This is a genomic window from Pseudohalioglobus lutimaris, assembly GCF_002866825.1.
Classification (GTDB): Bacteria; Pseudomonadota; Gammaproteobacteria; order Pseudomonadales; family Halieaceae; genus Halioglobus; species Halioglobus lutimaris.
The window spans coordinates 51,687-75,832 of sequence record NZ_PKUS01000032.1 but is presented as its reverse complement, the minus strand read 5'-3'; the positions used below and the strand labels follow the sequence as shown (position 1 = coordinate 75,832).

General features: G+C 59.0%; 24 protein-coding genes and 2 tRNA genes. 9 read left to right on the top strand and 17 right to left on the bottom strand.

The genetic code is table 11. The features are described 5' to 3' along the window. Positions 1 to 101: 101 nt before the first annotated feature. A tRNA-Asp gene (locus C0039_RS17915) sits at positions 102 to 178 on the bottom strand. 29 nt (positions 179 to 207) lie between these two features. Continuing rightward, positions 208 to 283: transfer RNA gene (locus tag C0039_RS17910), tRNA-Val, on the bottom strand. 182 nt (positions 284 to 465) lie between these two features. On the opposite strand from C0039_RS17910, the gene queD reads away from it, so the two are divergent. Continuing rightward, positions 466 to 822: a 6-carboxytetrahydropterin synthase QueD gene (gene queD / locus C0039_RS17905; protein ID WP_076000788.1), complete on the top strand. Its 357-nt coding sequence runs from the start codon at positions 466 to 468 to the stop codon at positions 820 to 822. A 435-nt stretch (positions 823 to 1,257) separates the two neighbouring features. Here the strand turns inward: queD and C0039_RS17900 are convergent, their stop codons facing one another. After that, complete coding sequence (locus tag C0039_RS17900) at positions 1,258 to 1,872, bottom strand: TetR/AcrR family transcriptional regulator (protein WP_133126045.1); 615 nt, start codon at positions 1,870 to 1,872, stop codon at positions 1,258 to 1,260. Positions 1,873 to 1,942: 70 nt separating this feature from the next. Here C0039_RS17900 and C0039_RS17895 point away from each other — a divergent pair, with 70 nt between their 5' ends. From C0039_RS17895 to C0039_RS17885, 3 genes are read left to right on the top strand one after another with little or no spacing between them, the layout of a single operon-like run. Continuing rightward, a complete protein-coding gene (locus tag C0039_RS17895) occupies positions 1,943 to 3,658 on the top strand; it encodes a GMC family oxidoreductase (RefSeq protein WP_101518839.1) in 1,716 nt (571 codons plus the stop codon). Between the two features lie 17 nt (positions 3,659 to 3,675). Continuing rightward, positions 3,676 to 5,124: a coniferyl aldehyde dehydrogenase gene (locus C0039_RS17890; protein ID WP_076000784.1), complete on the top strand. Its 1,449-nt coding sequence runs from the start codon at positions 3,676 to 3,678 to the stop codon at positions 5,122 to 5,124. A gap of 6 nt (positions 5,125 to 5,130) precedes the next feature. Beyond that, entirely contained in the window at positions 5,131 to 5,748 is a 618-nt protein-coding gene (locus C0039_RS17885) for a LysE family translocator (protein WP_076000783.1), read from the top strand. A 6-nt stretch (positions 5,749 to 5,754) separates the two neighbouring features. Here C0039_RS17885 and C0039_RS17880 read toward each other — a convergent pair whose 3' ends face one another. Both C0039_RS17880 and C0039_RS17875 read right to left on the bottom strand, forming a co-directional pair. Beyond that, positions 5,755 to 6,081 carry a DUF3301 domain-containing protein gene (locus C0039_RS17880; protein ID WP_076000782.1) on the bottom strand — a complete coding sequence of 109 codons (327 nt, stop codon included), beginning with the start codon at positions 6,079 to 6,081 and terminating at the stop codon, positions 5,755 to 5,757. A gap of 189 nt (positions 6,082 to 6,270) precedes the next feature. Next, positions 6,271 to 7,077, bottom strand: a complete 807-nt coding sequence (locus C0039_RS17875; RefSeq protein WP_101518838.1) for an alpha/beta fold hydrolase — start codon at positions 7,075 to 7,077, stop codon at positions 6,271 to 6,273. Positions 7,078 to 7,106: 29 nt separating this feature from the next. On the opposite strand from C0039_RS17875, the gene C0039_RS17870 reads away from it, so the two are divergent. Then, positions 7,107 to 7,898, top strand: a complete 792-nt coding sequence (locus C0039_RS17870) for a hypothetical protein (RefSeq protein ID WP_076000780.1) — start codon at positions 7,107 to 7,109, stop codon at positions 7,896 to 7,898. 17 nt (positions 7,899 to 7,915) lie between these two features. On the opposite strand, the gene C0039_RS17865 is transcribed toward C0039_RS17870, so the two are convergent. Genes C0039_RS17865 through C0039_RS17835 form a run of 7 tightly spaced genes read right to left on the bottom strand, consistent with a single transcriptional unit; the run spans position 7,916 to position 14,440 of the window. Continuing rightward, complete coding sequence (locus C0039_RS17865) at positions 7,916 to 8,917, bottom strand: HupE/UreJ family protein (protein WP_076000779.1); 1,002 nt, start codon at positions 8,915 to 8,917, stop codon at positions 7,916 to 7,918. Beyond that, on the bottom strand, positions 8,914 to 9,846 hold the full coding sequence (locus tag C0039_RS17860) for a peptidyl-prolyl cis-trans isomerase (protein WP_076000778.1): 933 nt from the start codon (positions 9,844 to 9,846) through the stop codon (positions 8,914 to 8,916). Before C0039_RS17860 ends, C0039_RS17865 begins: the two co-directional genes overlap by 4 nt. A gap of 46 nt (positions 9,847 to 9,892) precedes the next feature. After that, complete coding sequence (locus tag C0039_RS17855) at positions 9,893 to 10,450, bottom strand: nitroreductase family protein (protein WP_101518837.1); 558 nt, start codon at positions 10,448 to 10,450, stop codon at positions 9,893 to 9,895. 59 nt (positions 10,451 to 10,509) lie between these two features. After that, the gene (locus C0039_RS17850; protein ID WP_084179716.1) at positions 10,510 to 11,301 is read right to left on the bottom strand and encodes an FkbM family methyltransferase; all 792 of its coding nucleotides are present in this window, start codon (positions 11,299 to 11,301) and stop codon (positions 10,510 to 10,512) included. A gap of 20 nt (positions 11,302 to 11,321) precedes the next feature. Beyond that, entirely contained in the window at positions 11,322 to 11,507 is a 186-nt protein-coding gene (locus tag C0039_RS17845) for a hypothetical protein (protein ID WP_076000777.1), read from the bottom strand. A gap of 3 nt (positions 11,508 to 11,510) precedes the next feature. After that, a complete protein-coding gene (gene glpK, locus C0039_RS17840; protein ID WP_076000776.1) occupies positions 11,511 to 13,001 on the bottom strand; it encodes a glycerol kinase GlpK in 1,491 nt (496 codons plus the stop codon). 11 nt (positions 13,002 to 13,012) lie between these two features. Further along, positions 13,013 to 14,440 carry an aldehyde dehydrogenase family protein gene (locus C0039_RS17835; RefSeq protein ID WP_076000775.1) on the bottom strand — a complete coding sequence of 476 codons (1,428 nt, stop codon included), beginning with the start codon at positions 14,438 to 14,440 and terminating at the stop codon, positions 13,013 to 13,015. A 128-nt stretch (positions 14,441 to 14,568) separates the two neighbouring features. Between C0039_RS17835 and C0039_RS17830 the strand changes: the two genes are divergently transcribed. Continuing rightward, on the top strand, positions 14,569 to 15,705 hold the full coding sequence (locus C0039_RS17830; RefSeq protein ID WP_076000774.1) for an acyl-CoA dehydrogenase family protein: 1,137 nt from the start codon (positions 14,569 to 14,571) through the stop codon (positions 15,703 to 15,705). On the opposite strand, the gene C0039_RS17825 is transcribed toward C0039_RS17830, so the two are convergent. From C0039_RS17825 to aptA, 3 genes are all read right to left on the bottom strand, one after another. Continuing rightward, on the bottom strand, positions 15,706 to 16,092 hold the full coding sequence (locus tag C0039_RS17825; RefSeq protein ID WP_076000773.1) for a PilZ domain-containing protein: 387 nt from the start codon (positions 16,090 to 16,092) through the stop codon (positions 15,706 to 15,708). Between the two features lie 95 nt (positions 16,093 to 16,187). Continuing rightward, positions 16,188 to 17,159 carry an AEC family transporter gene (locus C0039_RS17820; RefSeq protein WP_232334771.1) on the bottom strand — a complete coding sequence of 324 codons (972 nt, stop codon included), beginning with the start codon at positions 17,157 to 17,159 and terminating at the stop codon, positions 16,188 to 16,190. Positions 17,160 to 17,185: 26 nt separating this feature from the next. Next, entirely contained in the window at positions 17,186 to 18,520 is a 1,335-nt protein-coding gene (gene aptA, locus C0039_RS17815; RefSeq protein WP_423810692.1) for an omega-aminotransferase AptA, read from the bottom strand. A 135-nt stretch (positions 18,521 to 18,655) separates the two neighbouring features. Here aptA and C0039_RS17810 point away from each other — a divergent pair, with 135 nt between their 5' ends. Together C0039_RS17810 and C0039_RS17805 are read left to right on the top strand one after the other, a co-directional pair. Further along, positions 18,656 to 19,576, top strand: a complete 921-nt coding sequence (locus C0039_RS17810) for a LysR family transcriptional regulator (RefSeq protein ID WP_101518836.1) — start codon at positions 18,656 to 18,658, stop codon at positions 19,574 to 19,576. Positions 19,577 to 19,742: 166 nt separating this feature from the next. Further along, entirely contained in the window at positions 19,743 to 20,222 is a 480-nt protein-coding gene (locus C0039_RS17805) for a c-type cytochrome (protein WP_076000770.1), read from the top strand. Positions 20,223 to 20,339: 117 nt separating this feature from the next. Here C0039_RS17805 and C0039_RS17800 read toward each other — a convergent pair whose 3' ends face one another. Together C0039_RS17800 and C0039_RS17795 are read right to left on the bottom strand one after the other, a co-directional pair. Continuing rightward, positions 20,340 to 20,996: a cytochrome b/b6 domain-containing protein gene (locus tag C0039_RS17800; protein WP_243391657.1), complete on the bottom strand. Its 657-nt coding sequence runs from the start codon at positions 20,994 to 20,996 to the stop codon at positions 20,340 to 20,342. Continuing rightward, positions 20,993 to 21,715, bottom strand: coding sequence for an NUDIX hydrolase (locus C0039_RS17795; RefSeq protein WP_076000768.1), 723 nt, complete (start codon positions 21,713 to 21,715; stop codon positions 20,993 to 20,995). Before C0039_RS17795 ends, C0039_RS17800 begins: the two co-directional genes overlap by 4 nt. A gap of 129 nt (positions 21,716 to 21,844) precedes the next feature. On the opposite strand from C0039_RS17795, the gene C0039_RS17790 reads away from it, so the two are divergent. Next, positions 21,845 to 24,145 carry a TonB-dependent receptor gene (locus tag C0039_RS17790; RefSeq protein ID WP_165787178.1) on the top strand — a complete coding sequence of 767 codons (2,301 nt, stop codon included), beginning with the start codon at positions 21,845 to 21,847 and terminating at the stop codon, positions 24,143 to 24,145. Position 24,146: the final 1 nt, after the last annotated feature.

Here is a 24,146-nt window from a genome sequence, read left to right as displayed (position 1 = left end):
GGGACGGTATCATTAACCGGGTTTAGTGAATGTCGGTGCATCCCCCCTTAATGGGGAAGAGCCAAAAAAGCCCCACCCGAAGGGTGAGGCTTTTTTGTTTATGGCGGACCGGACGGGACTCGAACCCGCGACCTCCGGCGTGACAGGCCGGCATTCTAACCAACTGAACTACCGGTCCGAAACGGTAGAATTCTTGTATCCCGGAAGTGGTGGGTGATGACGGGATCGAACCGCCGACCCTCTGCTTGTAAGGCAGATGCTCTCCCAGCTGAGCTAATCACCCCCGAACCGAGAACGCGCATTATAGAGATTTGGCTTGGGCTGTCAAACGTTGGCGGTAAAAATAATTTCAAATCGCCTGAAATATTAAAACCATTGATTTTAGTAGTAAAATTGCGCCCCTGCTGACCGGCGACCATAAGCGCCGCCGTTCTGCCAGCACCACTATTTACGAAGGTACAGACCATGGAAATCTATAAAGAATTTCACTTTGAAGCGGCCCATCGCCTGCCTAATGTCCCGGAGGGCCACAAGTGCGCCCGGCTCCACGGTCATTCTTTCCATGTACGTCTGTGTGTGGTTGGTGACGCCAAAGAACCCAGTGGCTGGGTCATGGACTTCGGCGACATCAAAACGGCCTTCAAGCCGATCTATGACCAACTCGATCACTACTACCTGAATGAGATAGAGGGACTTGAAAATCCTACCAGCGAGAACCTCGCCCGGTGGATTTGGGCGCGGCTGAAACCTGGTCTTCCTGCGCTGGAACGAGTCGAAATTCGCGAAACCTGCACCAGCGGATGCATCTACCGTGGCGACTGAAATCTTTCGGTAACACACAAAAAAACTCTTGACGAATTCGCTGGCTCTACAAATAGAGGGGCCGCGATCAGGGCATTACGCGAGTACAGGGGTGAACGGTAACAAACTGTTTCCAAAAACCGGCACAGGTTACCGGCGGTAGCATTTACAAAAATGTTATGCACACAAACCTGACTGACCTGGGAACATAACCCAGTTACCTGCCAATCCACCCCGACAACATTAACAAGACGACGCAACCTATTGATTAATAACAATTAAACAGCTTTGGTCACTTTTTAATCAATTCGTGACAGCAGAGGCTAACAAGGCATTTGGGAGCCGGTTAAACAACTTACCCACTGACTTATCAACAGATTTTGTGGAAAACTACGGGGATGCTTGTTACGGAATATCCCGCACTAATTAAGTTGGAATTCGGCTTGCTGGGCGCTGTTATCCCAGGCCTCGCGTGAGCATACGCTGCAGGTAGGCGCTGATCTCAGGGTGGGTCTTTAGCTTTAATCCCATGTCCGGAAATAGCACCAGGGAGACGGCCAGGCGCATGACCAGGTCTGTCGCCGTGGCAACATCCACGGTTGTTGAAATTTCACCGGCTGCCTGGGCCTGCTCAATGTGCCCGGGCCAGAAAGCAACGCTGCGGGCATAGAAATCCGGCGCCAGATATCGCATAGCTACGGTTTCGGGCTCGGTCTGGGCCAGGCTGGCGTAGATGCCTTCAGCAGCATCCTGGCGACCCATCACCACCGCGTACGCAACTTTGTCGACCAGCGTCGGCAGTCCTTCCATGGCCGCTTCCGTGCGATTGAGAAACGCTTGCTGCAGTCGAGTGAAAACGGCCTCCACCAGCGTGTCCTTGTCACCGAAGTGGCGATAAATAGAGCCACGTGACATCTTGCCAACCCGTGCTACCTCGCCTACCGAGGTGCGACGAATACCAAACCGGCGGATACACTCCTCTCCCGCATCAAGGATGCGCGCAACCATCGGATCGGCCTGGTCTGCGGCGTTAAACTCATATTGTCCCACGCTTGCTCTGCCCCCTTGCACTCCATGGATCCTTGAACAATAATCAGTTATTGTTCATTTGTCTACGAGCTGCTTCATTGGAGTGCAGAACATGGCCGCGAAAGAGAACACCTACGACTACATCATTGTCGGCGCCGGCTCCGCCGGTTGCGCACTGGCCTATCGACTGTCCCGCGAGTCAAGCCGCCGCGTCCTGTTACTTGAAGCAGGCGGCAAGGACTCATTCCCCGCAATACACATTCCCCTGGGATTCGCTTTTATGATGAAGAACCCCAGGGTGAACTGGTGCTACGAGACCGAGCCGGAAGCTGAGCTGTATAACCGACGCATAGCCTGCCCCCGCGGCAAGGTCCTCGGGGGCACCAGCTGTATCAACGGCATGGTTTACATCCGCGGCCAGAAAGAGGACTACAACAACTGGGCTGGCCTGGGCAACGACGGCTGGTCATATACCGAAGTACTCCCCTACTTCAAGCGCTCTGAACACAAGGCGGAAGGTGCCAACGCGTTCCACGGGCAGGGCGGTCCGCTTTGGGTGGAAGAGGTAAGCCTCGACGACAAGCTGGAGCTGGCCGATATGTTCGTGCAGGCAGCGGTGCAGACCGGCCTGCCCTTCAACGAAGATTTCAATGCGGAGAGTCAGGAAGGTGCCGGGGACTACCAGCGCAATATTCGCCAGGGCAAGCGGCAGAGCACAGCACGCACTTTCCTCAAGGCATGCCAGCAACGACCCAACCTCACCGTCGCCACCGGCGCCCTGGCTGAGAAAATCCTCATCGAAAACCAGCGCGCGGTAGGTGTGCAGTATTCGCTGCAGGGCAAGAAGGGCTGCACAACTACTGAACGGGCCTATGCCCGCGGCGAGGTGATTCTCAGCGGCGGCGTGATTAACTCGCCGCAACTGCTGGAGCTCTCGGGTATCGGGCAACGCCCTCACCTGGAGCAACTGGGCATAGACGTGGTCAAGGAATTGCCCGGCGTGGGCGAAAACCTGCAGGATCACCTGACCATCAATATCCAGCAGGGTATCGATGGTGTTCCCACCTTTCACGAAGAAACCCGGCCACTGGCGATGCTGGGCAACCTGTTCAAGTACTTCACCAGAGGCAAGGGCCTGCTTGCCCACCCCGCCTCCCAGGTGGGCGTTTTCTTCCGCAGTGACGACAAAGAAACAACACCCAATGCGCAAATTCACTTCGCCCCCGCAGCCAGTGAACCAGACAAGAAGGGAAACCTGAAACCCATACCCGGCACTACCGCCACCGTCTGTAACCTGAGACCGGAGAGCCGCGGCAGCATCCACATTCGCAGTGCGGATGCCAGCGAACCGCCGACAATCCGCTTCAATTACCTGTCGACAGAACGCGACCGCGAAGTCATGGTCTCGGCACTGCGCCGGGTGCGGGAAATATTCAGGGCGCCCGCCCTGGCAGACCGCCTCAGCAAGGAAATCCTCCCTGGTGAGAGCGTACAGAGCGATGAGGAGATTCTGTCTTACATCCGCGCAGAGTCGGAATCGGTTTATCACCCGGTGGGCACCTGCAAGATGGGCGACGATGACCTCGCGGTTGTTGACGCGCGCCTGCGAGTTCATGGAATCGAGGGGCTGCGGGTAGCAGATGCCTCAATCATGCCCTTGATCACTTCCGGCAACACCCATGCGCCTGCGGTGATGATCGCGGAAAAATGCGCCGACATGCTACTGCAGGATGCCGGCCTGAACGTCACCCTGCCAGAGGGGCTGGAGCAGGCAACAAATGAAACCGTCAAGGCAACCCCTCCCGGGGCCGTTGCCACTCACGCATAGCTGAAGAGACCCTGACCATGAACGCACCCACACTGCAACACGCCGCAGAGGTAGAACTCAACCGTATTCTCGATATCCAGCGCGGCGCCTTCAAGGCTGAGGGCCCGGTAGCGCTGGCGACGCGCATCGATCGTATAGACCGCTGCATCGCCCTGCTGGTGGACAACCAGGACGCCATCTGCGAGGCCTTGAATGAAGACTTCGGCTGTCGCTCCAAATACGCCACCCTGATGATGGACGTGATGAACTCTGTCGGCAGTCTGAAATACGTCAGGAAACGCGTCAAGAAGTGGATGAAGCCTGAAAAACGCACGCCGATGGTGCCGCTGAACTTCCTCGGTGCCAGGGCCTGCGTGCAATACCAGCCCAAAGGGGTGATCGGCATCATGACGCCCTGGAACGTGCCGGTAAACATGATATTCAGCCCGCTGGCTGACGTACTCGGGGCGGGTAACCGTGCCATGATCAAACCCTCGGAGTTTACGCCACACACCTCGGACCTAATGCAAAAGCTGTTCGCACAGTATTTTGAAGAGTCGGAGGTTTGCGTGGTGAGCGGCGGACCGGAGGTAGGCGCCGCGTTCAGTTCCCTGCGGCTTGACCACATCATCTTCACCGGTGCCACGGGCATCGGCAGACTGGTGATGAAGGCAGCGGCAGAAAACATGGTGCCTGTCACTCTGGAGTTGGGAGGCAAGTCACCGGTGGTTATTTCTGAAAAGGTGGATATCAACAAAGCTGCCGAGTCCATCATCACCGGCAAGGCCATGAACGGCGGCCAGCTCTGCGTCAGCCCTGACTACTGCTTCGTACCGCAGAGTAAGCTCGAAGTGTTTATCAGGCGCTGTCGCGATGTCGCAGCGGAGCAATTCCCCACGGTACAGGGCAACCCGGATTTTACCGCCTGCATCAACCAACGCCATTTCGAGCGTGTAAAAAGTTATATCGATGAGGCTAGAGACAAAGGCGCGCGCATCGTGCCGCTATGCCCCCCCGGTGAGGAGTTCTCCTCACCCGAGCAACACAAGATAGCGCTGCACCTGATCATCGACCCCGACGATAACCTGGCCTGCATGCAGGAAGAAATCTTCGGTGCGGTGCTCAACATAAAGACCTACCACGAACTCGATCCGGTGCTCGACTTCATCAATGCACGCGAGCGACCGCTCGCCCTCTACTACTTCGGTGACGACAAGGCTGAAATGCAGCGCGTGCTGGATGAAACTATCTCCGGTGGGGTCTCAGTAAACAACGTGGGCATGCACGTGGCCTGCGACGACCTGCCCTTTGGCGGCATCGGCCACAGCGGCACGGGGAACTATCGCGGATTCGACGGGTTCCGGACATTCAGTCACGCCCGCAGCATCTACAAAGAGGGATGGGTAAACCTGGCCAAACTGGCTGGAACCCTGCCCCCCTACGGCCAGAAGGTGGAAAACATGCTGAAGTCGCAGATCAAGAAATAAAGCGGTATGGATATCGCCCAGTGGCTGTCGCTGTTCAGTATTTGCCTGCTGGGTGCGATGTCGCCGGGCCCCAGCCTTGCGGTGGTGATTAACGCCGCACTGCGCGGTGGTCGCAGTCATGGGCTGGCCGCTGCGCTTGCCCACGGCCTGGGGGTCGGCCTGTATGGCCTGTTGACTGTCGTCGGGCTGGCCGTGTTGGTAACCCGCTCACCTGCACTGTTTCTTGGCCTCCAACTGGCCGGGGCCGCATACCTGGTTTACCTGGGAATACGCTCGCTGCGCAGCCAGGAAACCCTGCCCCTGCATGCCGGCGAGGTAAAATTCAGTAGCCGCGGCGCCGCCATCAGCGGCTTTCTGGTCGCGTTCCTCAACCCCAAGCTTGCGGTGTTCATGCTGGCCCTGTTCGCCCAGTTCCTGAACCCGGAAACTGGACCAACTGAAAAAGCGATCATGGCGCTGACCGTCGGCTTCACCGATGCGGGCTGGTATTGCCTGATGGTAGTGCTGGTTTCCAACAAGGCCTTTTTTGACTCACTGCGGCGCAGCAGTCAGGCGATTGATCGTGTGTTCGGGGTAATCCTCATTCTGCTGGCTGCAGTCGTGACCGTGCGCGCACTGGCCTGAACCGGGCTAGTGAATCACCCGGGGGCGCTCACTTACCACTATCGACTGCAACTGCTTGCCCAGCATAATCACGTGGCCCTGACGCCGCTCAACACCGTCCAGGCTGTAGTCAAACCGGTACTGGCGCCAGATCCTCCAGCGTCCTCCCTGATCGCGACTGAGTGACATACGCTGAATGTGCACCGACTGGTCAAGCAACTGAAAATCATCTCGCTGGCTAGCCCTCGCGACCTGCTGCAGAGCCAGCTCGCGCACGCGCGTCGCGGCAAAGAAATGCAGGCAAACGCCTCCCACGGCCAGCATGGCGAGAACCTCTCCCAGACTTAAGTACACAACGCATCCCCAACAGATCAACCTCAAGGCAGTAGCTTACTGCGCGGCCGGCGCGGCGTATACCATTTCACTATCCGCACGCCCACTTCCGCGAAAGCCCCGGATAAGCACAGCCCGGCTCCAACCCTGCCCACGCCAGCGCGAGCACCGCTAACACTTGCTTTTGCAGACGCTGGCGTGCAGCTTGCTCTACCGCGGGGCCTGCTTCGGCCCTGCAAGGGTTCGATCAAGAAAACGGCCAACAATGTCGTTGAAAACTGCCGGTTGCTGCGCGTGTAACCAATGGCCACAATCCGCCATGATCTCCAATTGCGCACGCGGGAACAGTTCCAGTACCCTGGCGCGGTGCTCCGGCAATATATAGTCCGACTCACCGCCCTTCACAAACAGCACCGGTCCGGCGTAGGCTTCAATCACATCCGGCTCCGCGCGCAATGCGGCGTAGTCTTGCTTGATGCCCTCAAGATTGAAACGCCAGTTATAAACGCCATCATCGCCACGTTGCAGGCTCATCAGTAAAAACTGTATGACTCCCGGCTCACCGAGATATTGCGCCATAATGCCAGAGGCTTCCTCACGAGAGCGACAAGCGCCAGCAACCACTGCATCCAGCGCGGCAAACACGGCATCGTGACGGGGCGGGTAAGCGACAGGTGCGATATCTGCCACCACCAGGGCATCTACTTTCTGCGGCTGCGCAAGCGCCAACTCCATCGCCACCTTACCGCCCAGCGAGTGCCCCGCCAGCGCGGCACTCTCCAGGCCTTCATCATCCATCCACGTCGATACCGCCCCGGCCATGCGCTGCAGTGCAGCGTTCTTCATCCAGGCCGAGCGCCCGTGATTGGGCAGGTCGAGGCTATACACGCAGAACCGGTCAGCCAGCGAACGGGCCAGCGCACCCAGGTTATTGCCCGCGCCAAACAGGCCGTGCATAAGAATAACCGGGGGGCCTTCGCCGCTATTGCTGTGTCGGATAGGAGTTTTTGCTACCATGGCCCCACTATACCGAATTGGATTTAAGCATGCGTGTATTTGATTTCCCGGGCCTGCGCCGCCTGTTGCTGTTGTCGCTGGCCGTGATTGTCGCAAGCTGCGCCAGCACGGGTGGGTACAATCCCACCACTTTCCCCTACGAAATAGACGAGGAAAAGCTGGCGGAAAAGACACTGCGTACCGTGGTGATTCCCCACGTTAACCTGGGCGCGCCTTCACGTAACTACCTGCAAAAAGAATCGCCGCGCATCGACGCCTTTGTCAGCAGTTACCTGAAAGCGAATGACTACAAGGTAATAGACCAACGGGAGTTCAAGCAGCTCTGGAACAATGCCACGCGCGCCTATGGCGACCCGGTAGACCCGACTACCGGGCGCGTCAATATGAAAACCTTTTCCCAGATCATGCAGAGCGTGCGCGATGAGATGGTCAAAAAGCACAAGCTGGATGCCTTCGTGTTTACCGACCTGATTGAACTTGAGGTCCCCTTCTCCGGCGGGCTCAAGCACCTGGCGCGCTGGGACGGTGTCAGCCGCAAACCGCCACTGCAGGGCCCGGGCTCGGGCGTCTCCGCCGACTTTGACTGGAACACACCTGCAGCGGTCGCCTCACTGCAGGTCAGCATATTCAATACCGATTTGCAGCGTGTCTTTTTCAGCCGTGGCGGTATCGACGCGACCGATGCTATAGACACGCGCTCGTCCAGTGGAGGGTTCACCCGCCGACGCAGCATGCTGGAAAACGAGAATTTCATTATGGAAGGCGTGGAACTGGCATTCCACCCCCTCATCAACATGAAGAACTGGCCAGGAAACCCCTGACGGGGCGCGATACCTCGCTAGGCCAGCACTTCCAGCCCGCGCTCTATACACCAGAAAGCGGAGAGACTGCCCAGTACGTACACCGGGACCCAGCGCAGCCTGTCCTGCCATGGTGACAGCGGTTTGCGCAACGCCCACCAGAGGGCCAGCAGTACAAAAATAAAGGCTATCTGGCCCAGCTCAATTCCCACGTTGAAGAACAGCAACGCCAGGGGCACATTGTCCTGCGGGAGGCCCGTCTCTGCGAGGGCGCCTGCGAAACCCATGCCATGCAGCAATCCAAAACCGCCCGCGAGCCACCACGGATTTCGCCATATCAGGTCGTTGCGGCCAGCTCGGGTGAGCTCTATCGCCAGCACAAAAATACTCAGGGCAATAGTGAACTCGACCAGGGCCACCGGATAGTCAAAAAATCCCAATGTGACCAGTGACAGGGTAATACTATGCCCTAAGGTAAATGCGGTTATCGTCCACAGCAGGCGCTTACCGCCGCCGACCAACAGCAGCAGGCCGAACACGAACAGCAGGTGGTCGATGCCACCCCAGATATGTTCAATACCAAGATAGGTATAGTCGCCAGCCACCTCGCCGGCACTGGAGTCAGCGGGGATCACAAAGGACGGCTGCTCTGCGTTAAGCACCTGCTGATACTGCCTTCCATCCTGGAGACTGACCATAACCATGGCCGAGGCCTGGTTGGGGCCCAGACCGTCTACGCCCAGCGTCTCACCCACTATTCCCTCGGGCCCAAGCTCCGGGCAGGTCAGTTGCCAGCTGCTCACCCGGCCGGTGCCTTCAGTCTGCGGCGGACTGGCCTGGGTTACTTCACAGCTCGCTGGCCAGGTGGGCCTCAGCGGTATATTGCTGGTCCCCTGCAACGGGGTCTTCCACACCAGGTGATACTGGCCGGGGCCGATTTCATTTACCTTGAGCAGCGACGGGGCGAATCGATGCGCCTGGGCACTCAGGCTGAGCCCAACACCTAAAAGTAGAACAAACGCACAGCGCATAGCATTCATCGCCTCACCTCGTAGTTTTCGCGCAGCGCTTCAATGCTCTCCGCTAAAGATGCGGTGCGCGCCCTGGAGACCAGGTCACGCTCCAGCTGTTTGCGTACTTCCTCAAGCTCAGCATCGCGGCCAGGCTCCAGTTCACTGACAAATACATAGTGCAAGCCATAGGTGGAACGCACCGGACCAACCCACTCGCCGGCTCTCGGTCCGGCCTCCTCCAGGTTATCCACGAAGGCTGCGCCAAAGTGCCGTGCCAACTGGTCCGGCGTCTGGCTGACGAAGCGATACCCAGGCAGAAACGGCGAACTAAACTGGCGCGCATCCTCAGCTGAAAGCTTGCGTGACAGCACTCTTTCAATCACCGCACTGACCTCGTCCTCGCGTTCCCTGCTGAAATAAAGGTGTTCTATGGTATAGCGCGGCGGACGACGCAGCTCATCTCGCCTTTGCTCGAACTCGGCACGCACTTCAGCCTCGGTAGGAGCAGCCGGCGGGTTACTGGCCAGCATCAGCTGTTCAACGACCTGGATCATACGCCGCTTGATAACCTCATCGCCAAGGTGCAGGCGCATCTCCAGCGCCTGTTCGTAAAGTTCCTCGTCACTCTTGCCCTCTGCCAACTGCAGAAAATGCATGTTGCGCAGTAAGCGCTGGTACACCACCGTGTCGTATAGATGCAGCTCCAGCTCCATTGCACGCTGGAACATCATATCGCGATCCAGTTCAGCATCTGCCATACGCTGCAACTGCTCTTCGCTGGGCATGCGGCCAACGGTCGAAAACCACTGTTGTTGCAATGTTTCCAACCGCGCCTCGGACAACGGCCCCACAACGGTAAGCGGCTCAGGGAAGAACTTGCCCCTGGCCCAGAACAGCACAATACCCAGGACAAGAAAGTGAATCCACGGCCGATTCAGCCATGACAACAATCGCATCAATTACTCCTTATTAGATACGTTACCCGGTCCGACAGCCAGGGCACTACCAGGACTGTACAAAGTCGGCAGGCTGCAATGCCGGCAAAGGTTTGGGTGGGCCCTGGCGGGTGCCAAGATAAATAAACCCGGCGATCTCCTCGCCCGGCTCCAGGCCAAGCCCGCGCTGCACGTGTGGGTCAAAAGCTGACTTTCCCGTACGCCATATCGCCCCATACCCCAGGGCATCTGCCGCAAACAGTAAACCGTGAGCGGCACAGGCAGCAGACATGCGTTGCTCCACCGGGGGCACTTTGGGATGTTCACAGAAACACGTGATAACAGCGACGATCAACGGCGCCCGCAGCGGCGCGCAGGACGCCTTGTCCAAAGTGGCAATGTCGGCGTCGGGCTCACGCAACAGCAGGGCCTCGCGCAGCAGCGCGCCCAGATCATTGCGACGCGCGCCGCTGATGGTCAGAAAACGCCAAGGCCGCAGGCGGGCATGATCAGGTGCTCGCATGGCCACAGAAAACATGGATTCGAGTTCTTCAGCGGAAGGGCCAGGCTCGGTAAGCCTGGCAGCGGAGTTACGTTGCTGCAAAAATTGAATTCGTTCGTTCATGAAAGGTGCCAGCTCAAATCTGCGGGCAATGATAACAGCTCACGAGCATTTTGTGCCGCTCAGCGCGGAGCCGGTCCAATGAGTATATTCATAAACCCGGCGTCTCCCGGGACAGCATCCACGTCATCGCACCACTGCGCCAGCTCAGCTGCCGTACTGGACACCAGTCGATGCTCCACGTGGTCAATAATCCACATGTCCTGTTCCAGTTCGGAAAGTAGCTCGATCAGTGCACGACCACTGCTGCCGCATTGCCGCAGGGACAGTGGCGTCAGTTCAATAATCACCCGCGGCGGCTGTGGCAGCCGTGTAAACAGGGGCATAAGGCCTTTCACGACGCCGTACTCGGAACCCTGGGTATCGATTTTCACCACATCAAGCCGCTGGATGCGGGGTCCCAGGAAGCGACTGCCATTGAGCAAACGAATGGGTACAGCTTCCCTTTCCTGATGCGTCGCAAAGATCTGGTGATCGCCGAGATTATCTTCACTGAGGTATAAGCTCGCCGCGCCTGTCTGTTCGGATAGACCGGCCTGCTCGGCATGCACAATATGGGCATAGTCATTGACGCCCACGCTACGCACCAGCAGTTCATGGTTAGCGGGGTCTGGCTCAAAGGCGTACACTGCCCCGGCGCTGCCAACACAGTGGGCGGCGAGCAGGGAGAAGTAGCCTATGTTCGCACCCACATCCACGAACACCTGTCCCGGCCCCAGCATCCGCAATAACAGCGCGCTTTCATAGGGTTCCCAGATCCCCGCCTCACGCAAGCGTTTGGAGACGAACCGGTCCTGCTCTCCATGAACAAAAGTGGTTATCTCTGCGGCCAGTCCCGGGACCTGCAGACTCACTGATTCGGCGCTCGCGCTACTCAATGTGCCTTGACCCGGGTTTTGTCGCAGCGACTGCAGCGGTAGATCGTCACCAGTTTGCCCTGCTGCACGTCAAACTGCTTTTCCTTGTCGATCACCCACTTGTGATGCCCGTGCCGACAAAGCGTTTTACCGCGGTGCTTTTCCTTCAGGCCCGGTTTACGAAAGGGGAGGATATCAGCCATGAATCAGAGCAGGGTACGCTGCAGGGCGGCTTCCCAGGACGCCAGCCGCTTGCGCCTGGCCGTGGCGCTCATCTGCACCGAGAATTCCCGCTGTGCCTGCCAGATACTCCTGATCTCGGCGGGCGTCTTCCATAGCCCGACGCCAAGGCCGGCAAGATAGCAGGCCCCGGCAACGGTGGTCTCAATCACCTGTGGGCGAATTAATTTGCGGCCCAGCACGTCCGCCTGGGTCTGCATCAACAGGTCGTTGGCCGCGGCGCCACCGTCCACGCGCAGGGGCTTCAAGCGCTTGCCTATATCCACTTCCATGGCCCGCAGAATATCGGCGTTTTGCAAGGCCATGGCATCAAGAGTTGCCCGGGCAATGTGTCCGCGCTCGCTGCCGCGGGTCATGCCAGACAAAGTGCCGCGCGCCTCCGGAGCCCAGTGCGGCGCGCCCAGACCGGTGAGCGCAGGAACAAACTCAACGCCACCGTGGTCGGCGACCGTGCGCGCCAGGGCTTCCACGTCGGCCGCGCTTTTGATGATCTGCAGACCGTCGCGCAACCACTGCACCGCGGCACCACAGACGAAGGCGCCGCCCTCCAGTGCATAGACCGGCTTGCCCTTGTCACCTAACTGCCATGCCACCGTGGTCAACAACCCCGACTTGGAGAGCAGCATTTCGGCCCCGGTATTCATCACGATAAAAGAACCGGTACCAAAGGTGCACTTCGCATCCGCAGGAGAGAAACAGGCCTGGCCGAATAACGCCGCCTGCTGATCGCCGGCCACACCTGCAATTGGAATCCCGTCGGGAAGCCCGGGCACATTGCGCGTGTGCCCAAGCACCCCGCTGGACGGGGAAATTTGCGGCAAAATTTCTTCCGGCACATTGAACAGCTCAAGCAACTGCCGGTCCCAGCGCAGGGATTTCAGGTTCATCAATGAGGTACGTGACGCATTCGACACGTCGGTAACATGCGTATCGCCAGCGCTAAGTTGCCAGATCAGGTAACTGTCGATGGTGCCCGCCGCCACCCTGCCGGCTTTGCGCAGGCGGCTGACTCCCGCCGTATTATCGAGCAGCCAGCGATATTTGCTGGCCGAAAAGTAGGGATCAAGCAGTAGCCCGGTTTTGCGGCGGATGACTTTTTCATGCCCATCCGACTTCAATTGCTCACAAAAATCGGTAGTGCGACGGCACTGCCAGACCACGGCATTGTTCAGTGGTTCGCCATTCTCGCGGTCCCACAACAGGGCGGTCTCACGCTGGTTGGTAATGCCAATGGCAACGATTTCCGCTGGCTTGCAGATGCGCTTGCGCATCAGGGCGCGGATTCCCTTGACCACAGACTCCCAGATCTCTGCGGGTCGGTGCTCTACCCAACCCGGCTGGGGATACAACTGCGCAAACTCGTGGTTAACACTGGCGCGGAGTTTGCCCGCCGAGTCCATCAGGGCCACCGTACTGCCGGTGGTCCCCTGATCTATTGCCAGAATAAACTCCGCCATGCCCCAGGCTCCTATTCGCCGAAGCCTTCGACCGCCTTGATCTCCAGGAAATCAGTAAAGCCATGAGCGCCCCACTCACGTCCGTTACCAGACTGCTTGTATCCCCCGAAAGGCACATTGAAGCCGCCCGAGGCCCCATTGATATGCACGTTACCGGCGCGAATACGCGACGCGACCTTACGGGCGTGATCCAGGTTTTCACTTTGCACATAACCTGCCAGCCCATAGGGCGTATCATTGGCAATGGCAATGGCTTCTTCTTCGGTTTCGTAGGGAATCATGGTCAGTACAGGACCGAAAATTTCCTCGGCGGCGATGGTCATCTGATTATTCGCGCCGGAAAAAACGGTGGGGCGTACAAAGTAGCCCTTGTCGATGCCCTCAGGGCGACCCGGACCGCCAACAACCAGTTTGGCGCCTTCTTCCACGCCCTTCTCAATCAGCCCCTGGATCTTGTTGAACTGCACCTCTGACACCACGGGACCCATGGTAGTGTCTTCGCTGGCCGGGTCGCCTACCACGACTGACTCGGTGACTTTTGCCGCGATGGCTTCAGCTTCGGCCAGTTTGTCAGCCGGTACCAGCATACGCGAAGGCGCATTGCAGGATTGTCCGGTGTTGTTGTACATGTGCAGTACACCGCGGGTTACCGCCGCTTCGAGGTCGGCGTCGTCGAGAATGATATTGGGCGACTTGCCGCCCAGTTCCTGGGTGACGCGTTTGACGGTTGGCGCTGCATTCTGCGCTACCAGTGTACCGGCGCGGGTACTGCCGGTAAAAGACATCATATCCACGTCCGGATGGCGGGAAAGCGCGGTACCCACGACCGGGCCATCACCATTGATCATATTGAAAACGCCGGCAGGCACACCCGCCTCATGCATCACCTCGCTCCAGATATAGGCGGACAGCGGCGCCACTTCGCTGGGCTTGAGAACCATGGTGCAACCCACAGCCAGCGCCGGGGCAACCTTGCAACCGATCTGGTTGACCGGCCAGTTCCAGGGAGTGATCAGTCCACACACACCAATGGGCTCCTTGAACACGCGGTGCTCACCGAGGTCTTCCTCGAACTGGAAGTCACGCAATACGCGCAGGGCCTCTTCCAGGTGGCCCTGGCCGCAGAAAGCCTGGCCGCCAACGGCAAGCGTATGTGGCGCGCCCATCTCTTCGCGAATAGCGTCGGCAATGTCGTTATAGCGCTTCTTGTATGCCTCCACGCAGGATTCCAGTAACTCTATGCGCTCCTGGCGACTGCTCCGCCCGAAGCTGCCGAAGGCCGTCCGGGCTGCCGCCACGGCAAGATCCACATCGGCCTCTGATCCCAGGGAAATCACCGCGCAAACTTCTTCGGTGGCGGGATTGATGACATCCAGGTCGTTGGGGGTCACGGGGTCGACCCACTGGCCGTTGATATAGAACTGCTTGTACTCGCGCATGTGCACACTCCGTATTATGTGTAGCGGTGAAAACCCCTAGTGTAGCACTGCAGGAAGACTTGGGTATCACCCGACAGGGGTGTACAATCGCGGCCGTTTTTTAACCAGTTTGCAGAGGACAACCAGGCATGGATAAAGAGGAACTGACGCTGTTTCGCGACATGGCACGCAGGGCATTCGAGCAAGAGATCGAGCCCCATTTTGAACAGTGGGAAGCCGAGCATATCGTACCTCGCGAGCTGTGGAATACCCTGGGAGCCGCCGGCCTGCTGTGCCCCGACATGCCCGAAGAATACGGCGGTGCCGGCACTTCACCGCAGGTCTGCTTCGCCATGATCGAGGAACTCTCGCGCATGGGCTACGGCGGTTTCTGCAGTGGCTACGGCATACACAGCAACATCGTGGCACCTTATATCCAGCACTTTGGCACGGAAGAACAAAAGCAACAGTGGCTGCCTAAAATGGTGACCGGCGAAGCCGTGGGTGCACTGGCCATGACCGAACCCGGTGCCGGTTCCGATGTGCAGGGCATCCGCACCAACGCGGTTGCTGACGGTGATGAGTGGATACTCAATGGCTCGAAGATCTTTATCACCAATGGCATCCATGCAGACGTGGTGATCGTCGCTGCCATCACCGATCCGGGTAAAGGCGCCAAGGGCACTTCCCTGTTTCTGGTGGATGCGACTCTTCCCGGCTTCGAACGCGGCAAGAAAATCGAGAAGATCGGGCAGCACAGCTCGGATACGGCAGAGCTGTTTTTCCAGGATGTGCGCCTGCCGACCAGCGCCCTGCTGGGTGAGGTAAACAAGGGCTTTGTAATCATGATGACTGAACTGCCACGCGAGCGGCTGGGGATTGCGGCCCAGGCCGTCGCTGCGGCCGAAGGCGCGCTGGAGCTGACCATCGACTACGTCAAGGAGCGCAAGGCATTCGGACAGACAGTGGCCAGTTTCCAGAACACGCGTTTTTCACTGGCGGATGTGAAGACCGACATCACCCTGAATCGTGCGTTCTACGAAAAGTGTGCAGACGAATATGCTACAGGTGACCTGACTGCCGACAACGCCGCCATGCTCAAGTATGCGACTACCGAGATGCAGTGCAAAACCATAGACCAGTGTCTGCAGCTGTTTGGCGGCTACGGCTATACGGCCGAGTACCCTATATCGCGCTTTTACACGGATGCACGCATCCAGCGCATCTACGGCGGCACTTCGGAAATCATGCGCGAGCTGGTCGCGCGGTCCATGCTTGGCCGCTGATCAGGCCTCGCCCGGGCGCACCCTGGGAGCGAGTGAGTGCGCGATGCGGCACCACCGCTCCATGTCCTCACGGCTGGCGTCCATCAGCTCAAGGCCCACCCAGTACCCGGCACGGCCGTCAGCCGGCCGGCTCCACTTGGCCTCACCCCGCAACTCCAGGTTCTCCTTCCAGTCATCCATGGGCACGGCTAGATTGAGCTGGCTGCCGGCGGCGATCTTTTCCGGCACAAACACTTTCAGGCCGCCTACGGAAATATCCACCGTTTCACAGCGCAAAATGGGATTATCCGATTCTTTACGACTACCGCGGCCCACAACCTCGATAAAAATAGCCTGAACGACCTCGATGCGCTCGTACTGGCGCCTGTCCGTGTAATCGAAGGTCATAAAACGTACTCCATGTGACGACTCTCACCTCAATTTGCCATGACCAGGCAAGGAACGTCATCACAGAACTGGAGATATCTGGAGATTTTCGCAATCTATCCGCCGATTTGACCCACCAGTGAGAGCAGAGACAACAGGAACAGCCCCAGAGTGAGGCTCAGGGCAGAGAACAGGGTGGTCAGTACCACGATATTGGCCGCCAGCACGCCATTGCCCCTGGCCGCGACCACCATTATGTAACCGGATGCCGCCGCCGGCGCGCCCACCAGCAGGAACAGTACTCCCAGCGGCGCACCGCGCACGCCCAGCAGCATGGCCAGGCCGACAACGAGCGCTGGCGCCACCAGCAGGCGCCATACCGTTGACTCCCATGCCAGCGCACCGGAATTGCGCAGCTCACCCAGCTTCATCGCCCCGCCGATGCATATCAGCATCAATGGCAGGAACAGCTTGCTCAGCCACACGCCTGCCGGTTCGACGATGGCCGGTATCGGTAAGCCGGAAAGAGACAGGGCGACGCCGGCGGCTATTCCGATAATCAGCGGATTGCGCAGTACTCCCAGCAATGCCGCCTGCGGCGAGCTCGTGCCGCCCAGGGTGCTGTTGAGTACAAAGACCACCAGCACGTTGTAAAGACTGGTCATTACCGCCACGGCCAGCGCCGCGAGCCGGGCACCCTCCTGCCCATAGGCAGAAATACACAGGGCCAGCCCCATGATCGCCAGGTTGGAGCGATAGGCGCCCTGCACAAATATCCCGCGCTCGCGATGTGGGTGGCCACGCCAGATACTGTAAAGCCAGCTGGTCGTTACCACCAGCAGCGTACCCAGCACCCCGGCAAGCAGGTAAGTGGCGTCGAGCAGATTGCTGTAGTCCACCCCTGCCGCGCCGGCAAAGAGCATCAGTGGCAGGCCGTAGCGAAAAGAAAGGCGCGAGATGCGGTCGTTGAGTTGATCGCTCAACCAGCCCATGCGCGCCAGCAAGGCACCGGCGAACACCCAGGCGAAAGTTGGCAGGGAAACCAGTAGGCAGGTGATAAACAGCTCTATGGCGTCAGCGTGGGTCACTCGCCCTCATCGGCTAGCACAAAACGCTATTGTGCCATTTCCTCCAGTGAGTCGCCGAGTGCATTCACCAGGCTGTCTATTTCACTCTTCTCGATCACAAACGGCAGCCCCAGCTGAATGGTGTCGCCGCCGTAGCGTACGTAAAAGCCTTTCTCCCACATGCGCATGGCGACTTCATACGGACGCCGGGCCGGTTCGTCGGGATAGCTGGCAAGGGTCAATGCGCCGGCAAAGCCATAATTGCGGATGTCAGTAATGTAGGGCCTGCCCCGCAACTGGTGCAGTGTCTGTTCAAAATGCGGTGCCAATTGCGCCACTCGCTGCGGCAGCTGCTCCTGTTCCAGTATATCCAGCGCCGCAATACCGGCAGCACACGCCACCGGGTGTGCGGAGTAGGTATAGCCGTGGGGAAACTCGAGCATATAGTCCGGACCACCCTGGGCCATGAATGTCTGGTAGATCTCATCCCGGGCGACAACGGCGCCCATGGGCACCGCACCATTGGTCAGCTGCTTGGCGAGGTTCATGATGTCCGGCACCACGCCGAAAGCGTCTGCCCCGGTCATCGCGCCCATGCGCCCGAATCCGGTAATCACCTCGTCGAAGATAAGCAGGATGTCGTTGGCGTCGCAGATATCACGCAGGCGCTGCAGGTATCCCGCCGGTGGCGGTATGACCCCGGCAGACCCAGCGAGAGGCTCTACTATAACCGCTGCGATATTGGATGCATCGTGCAGGGAGACCAACTCAGTGAGTTCATCTGCAAGGTGCCAACCGTTGGCAGGCATGCCACGGGTAAAGGCGTTTTCCGAGAGCATGGTGTGTGACAGGTGATCAGCGTCCACTGCCGTACCGAACATTTTGCGGTTGGCGCCGATACCACCCACAGAAATACCGCCGAAGTTAACGCCGTGGTAACCCTTGATGCGACCGATAAGCTTGGTCTTGCCAGGCTGCCCCTTTAACCGCCAGTAGGCTCTGGCCATCTTCAGCGAGGTATCGGCGCTCTCAGAACCCGAATTGGTGAAAAACACATAGTCCAACCCCTCGGGGGTGAGCGACTTGATCTTGTTGGCCAGCTCAAACGAACGCGGCTGGCCGTACTGGAACGCAGGCGAGTAATCCAGCGTCTGCAGCTGTCGGGTCACCGCTTCGGTAATCTCCGGGCGATTGTGGCCCAGGCCACTGGTCCACAACCCCGACAGGCCATCGAGGATACGACGACCCCTGTCATCGATGTAGTAGATGCCCTCTGCCCCCACAATCATGCGCGGGTCGTCTTTGAATTGGCGATTACCGGTATAGGCCATCCAGTGCGCTTCCAGTTGCTCCCGGGTAAGCGGCTGCTGGATCTCTTTCATGCTGGTCATCTCAAATTACTCAAGGCGGATCGCTGGGACGACGATTCTACGACGATGCATTTGTTGCATAAATCAATACCTATCGACCTTTAGTTTCATTATTATTCAACTATCTATCTCAACGGAGCGAAGCGCATGGCCGGCAAGGCATTGCTGGGTAACGTCACCGACAACGATCTGCGCCTGCTACGCGTATTTCGTGCGGTGGTGCAGTGCGGGGGGTTCTCCGCGGCGGAACTGGAACTGAATATCAACCGCTCTACTATTTCCCGGCACATCAAGGACCTGGAGACGCGCCTGGGCGTCACCCTGTGTCGCCGCGGCCGCGGCGGGTTCGCACTGACGCCGGAGGGCGAGCAGGTGTTTGCCAGTGCTGCGAAAATCACCGCCGCCATGGAGGAGTTCCAGCATGACGTGGACGAGTTGCACCAGCGCCTGACCGGGCCGCTGTCTATCGCCATTTTCGATAAGACCGCGTCCAACCCGGACTGTCGCATTTACCGCGCATTTGCGGCGTTCGATCAGCAGGCCCCTGAAGTGCGGCCCGAGATTCATGTAGAACCCATCAACGCCATCGAACGCGGGGTCATGGAGGGTCGCTTCCAGCTGGGTATCATTCCCAATCATCGCCCCTCTGCCAGCCTCAATTACTACCCGCTGTTCGAGGAGCAGATGCTGCTCTACTGTGCCAGCACGCACCCGTTGTTCGGCGCGACTGGCGATGCCATCAACGCGGACATCGTGCGCCAGAAGCGTTACGTTGGCATCGGCTTTCACTCGCCCAATATGGAAACCACCCACCTGCTGGGTCTGCAGCGCCATGCCACGGCGCACGACCAGGAGGCGGTGGCGCACCTGGTATTGTCGGGGCGCTACGTCGGCTTCCTGCCGGAGCATTATGCGGAGGGTTTCGTGGCACGGGGAATGATGCAGCCACTGTTGCCGCAGCTGTACCAGTATGTATGCCAGTTCAGTGCGATCGTGCGTCACGCGCCGCCACCCTCGCGTGTGGTGCAGACGCTGCTGGATGCACTGGTAACGGCTCACTCGCAGTGAACCCGGGCGGCAATCGCCCGGTTTGAGGCTGCGCAGGTTTAGCTGATTGCCCGGGTCGCGAGGCGAGGCAGGGCACGGTTTAACAATGGAGCACTTGCACCGCCCCCGCGCACTTACATACACTCTCTGCTCGCTGCTCTTTTTATGCCACAAACAGGAAAAACCTATGAAACGCCTCACTCGCAACCTCCTCCTCTCACTGGCCGGCGCCGGCTGCCTGGCCGCCTCCGTCCAGGTTACTGCGCACCTCAACGACAAGGAGCCCATGCAGTCCTATCGCCAGTCCTACTTTACGTTGGTGGCGATGAATTTTGGCCCGATTGGCTCAATGGTCAAAGGTGAGATGCCCTGGGACGATGCGAGGCTAAAATTGTTCGCCAATGACCTTGCCACCCTTGGCAGCATGGACGTGTCCCGCGCCTTTGGACCGGGCACTGACAAGGGCACCACACGCGCAAAACCGGAAATCTGGAGCAACCAGGAAGACTTCCGCGCCAAGCTGGAAGACATGCAGGGCGCAGTTGCAGCGCTCCAGGTTGCGGCCGAGTCAGGTGACCGCAAGGCCATTGCCGAGGCTACCGGCGTTGCGGGCAAATCCTGCAAGAGCTGTCATGACGAGTACAAGTCAAAAGACTACCTTTACTAGGACCAGGACCAGGGCAGGCTCACGCTCGTTGAGGTAGCCCTGGTGTCAATGGTTTTTCGGCCAGAGAGGCTGGCCGGGCCTGCACTGTGGTGGGCGTGCATAAACAGTTGTCAACTGTTACCACAGCGGCTGGGGCTGCGGTGCCTGCTCCAACCCCAGCCACACCGCCGCCGCCACCAGGATAAAAATCAACAGGGCTTTCCATGTCGCCACGGGCGCTGACAGCCCGGTTTTCTGCGCCGCCTTGCCCACCAGCATGGCCCTGATGAGTCCCTCTTTCTTGACCCACTGGTGGTAACTCACCACCAGCACGTGCAGTGCTATCAACACCAGCAGGGCCTCAAAAGCCAATTCGTGCACCACACCCATGGTGTCGCGCAGCGGCGTGCTCGCAGCGTAGTAAAGCGGACCGGGAAAAAGAATATCATCGGAGTTGAACAGCCCGCTGACCGCCTGCACCAGCATCAGCAGGAGCAGCGCCAGCACTGACCAGGCACCCAGGGGATTGTGGCCCGGGGTGGGGCTGCGCGCCCCGCGCAGGTAAGCAATGGTCGTCCGCGGACCGTGCACAAAGTCACTGAACCGGGAGTGCCGGCTACCAACGAAACCCCAGGCAATGCGGCTTACGACCAGGACAAGCAGCGTATAGCCAGTCCACTCATGCACGTCGTTGCGACCCTCCTCCCCACTCCACCAGGCCAGTCCGATGCAAAGCACCAAAGCCCAGTGAAATACCCGGGTGGGCAGGTCCCAGAGCAGGAATTCGCGCTTCATGCATCCGCTTCCTGGGGTACCAGCGGGGCGATGTCATCAGGCACATTCTCATAGACGTAACGCCAGCGGCCATCCTCCAGAATGGCACGGTGGCGAGCGCCGGGAAGAGCCGGGTCCACCGTCTCGTAACCGGCATCGCCGTGGTAAAGAGAGACAATGGTGTCCTCATATCCCGTTATGACCGGCAGCACCCGCGGCACGGGGGAGTCTTTCTCCGCTTTCAGCAGCTGCGCCACAGTGCGGTATACAGACAGTCTGCTGAGGGTCACCATGGTCGGCGGCAGAATTCGCAGCTCACCGGCATAGTGTTCTGCCAATGCCTGCTCCAGAGGTAGCCAGCGGTGATCGTGAATCTCACCGCCATCGATCACTACCTTTTCATTGGCCTCCAGGGGCGCGGCATAGATCCAGGTGGAGAAACGGCGCTTTTCTGTCTCCGGTGTGGTCCAGTGACTGAGGAGCACCATGTCCTCGGGCCGCGGTCGTTGACCACACTCCTCCATCGCCTCGCGCGCAGCGGCAACGCGGGCGGCGCGTTCTTCGTCGCCTTCACCCGCCGCCATGTCGGCCTCGTCCAGGCTACCCCCGGGAAAAACCCAGAAGCCGCCCGCAAAAGCCAGCGCCTTGTTGCGCCGTAACAGCAGCGTCTCCAGCCCGGCATCGGAATCGCGCAACAGGACGACGGTACTGGCGGGGCGTACAGTGGAAGAATCGGACATGGGTTAACTCCTGTTTTCGAGAGTGCCCAAGTGTAGCAGCAAGACCGGTGCATGGCAGTCACTGCAACACATCCTGGCGCCAGCGTAACTGTGTTAGGCTCGCCAAAAAGCACAAGAATCCTAACGCGAATGCTTGCAAAATGTTTTGGCGCCCATTGTTTGGCCGGCTTCCTCAGCCTGCTGCTGGCGGCTGGCGAGGCTGTGCACGCCGCGCAGGCCAGGCCGGTGCTGGAAGAAGTTTTCGTCACAGCCCAGCGCGTGGCGCAGTCAGCCCAGGATACACCGCTCTCATTGGTCGCTCTGGATCGCAAACGCCTGGAAGTGCTGGGCATTGCCAATATCGCTGACATCCAGGCCAACGTGCCCAATTTCGTGGTGGACAGTTTTCCAGCGAGCAACCAGACCCTGCGCCTGTTTATACGCGGCGTTGGCATCACCGACGTGCAGATTACTCAGGATCCTGCTGTCGGCGTTTATCTCGACGGTGTATATCTCGCTCGCGCCACCGGACTGAGCAGCGAGGTGGCCGACCTGGAGCGCATTGAAATTCTGCGCGGCCCCCAGGGCACACTCTATGGGCGCAACACCACTGGCGGCGCGCTGAACCTGGTTACCGCGCGACCCGATACCGGGGCTGTCGCATTCACCCAGACAGTGGGCGCGGGTAACCGCGACCTGCTGCTGGTGCGCAGCAGCCTGAACCTGCCACTGACAGACTCGCAGGCGATAAAACTGGCCGCCCTGCATCGCCGGAAAGATGGGTTTATCGACAATCGCGGACCGGGCGGCGACTTCGGTGATGTGTCGGCGGAGGGCGTGCGCCTTGACTGGCGCTGGCAACCCGGCCAGAACTTCACTATGGACTATAGCTGGGACAAGTCCCGCATCGAGTCGTACAACACCACACCGCAGGCGGTGCAGCCGGGCGTGGAGTCGGGCACGCCAGCGGATGCTGCGATTCGCAGCTCACAACGATTTGTACCTTACGCCAGATCACGCCTGAACCGGCTGGATACCAGTGTCCCCCTCCTGCCCACCGACACCACTATCGAAGGCCATGCACTGCGGCTACAGTGGCGCTCAGGCGGCTTCGAACTCAACTCGATCTCCGCCTGGCGAGAACTGGAAGATGACAGCTATATAGACTTTGCCAGCGGCGCGAGCGCGCAGTACCGGGTGGACTTCAGCGCCATCACCCTGGGAGCACAGGGCCCCGCCAGCGAGGACTATGATGAGGTTAGAACCCGTCTTGAGCAGGAGCAATTTTCCCAGGAACTGCAACTGATCGGTGCACTGGGCGACTCGGTCAACCTGGTCGCGGGGCTTTACTATTTCCGGGAAGAGGCGCGGGAGAACTGGTTCCCCCTGCACCATATCTTCAGCTTCCCGGTGATCGCGAGCAACGATAAGGCCACAGCGATCAACCTCCGCGCCGAGGACAATCGCATCGACAACAGCACCCGGGCCGCCTACACACAACTCACCTGGTCACCGCTGCCTGACTGGGCACTTACTGTGGGCTGGCGCTACTCTGCGGATAATCGCGAGGTAAAACGACTGTTTCGCCAGGAGAACTACGTCGACTTTGGCAATATTGTGCTGGGCCCATTTGAGCAAATCGATTTTAGCGCCCGGGCGAGTAAGGACTTCAATGATACCGCCTTCGCACTGATCCTGGAGCACGACTGGCGCGAGGATATCCTGCTCTACGCAAAGCTGACCGAGGCCTACAAGAGTGGCGGCTACAATACTCGAGACCCCGACCCCGATTTTTTCTCCCGTGGTTTCGATGAGGAGAACAACCGCACCGCCGAAGTCGGTATCAAGGGGGAATGGTGGCAGCGCGCTTTGCGCGTCAATAGCGCCGTGTTCTATTCCCGCTTTGAAGACATGCAGCTCAACTTCCTGCTGCCGGGAACTATTGCTGACACCCGTGTATTCAATAGCGGAGCGGCGAGGCTGGCAGGTCTGGAACTTGAAGTTGTGGCCATGCCCCGCGCCGATTTGCTGGCGCGTTTCAACTACGCTTACCTGCACAGCGAAATTGACGATGTCGATGACCCGTTCACCGGCAAACCCAGGTCTTTCGGCTTCAGCAACGCACCCGAGCATAGCGCCAGCCTCAATCTTGATTACCGCTTCCCGGCCATGAAGCTGGGGACTCTCAGCGCAAACATCAACTATACCTATACCGACGCGCGCGACGTAGACACCAGCAATTACATCGACGCCTACGATCTGCTGGGCGCAAGGCTGACGTTCTCCGACATCGAGCTGGCCGCTGGCGAGCTCAGCCTGGCGCTATGGGTCGCCAACGCATTGGACGAAGAATATGTAACGTTCACCATCGACAACCTTCCCCACGCCTCACGCGCTGTGCTCTGGGGGGAGCCTCGCAGTTGGGGGATTGACCTGAAATACAGTTACTGAA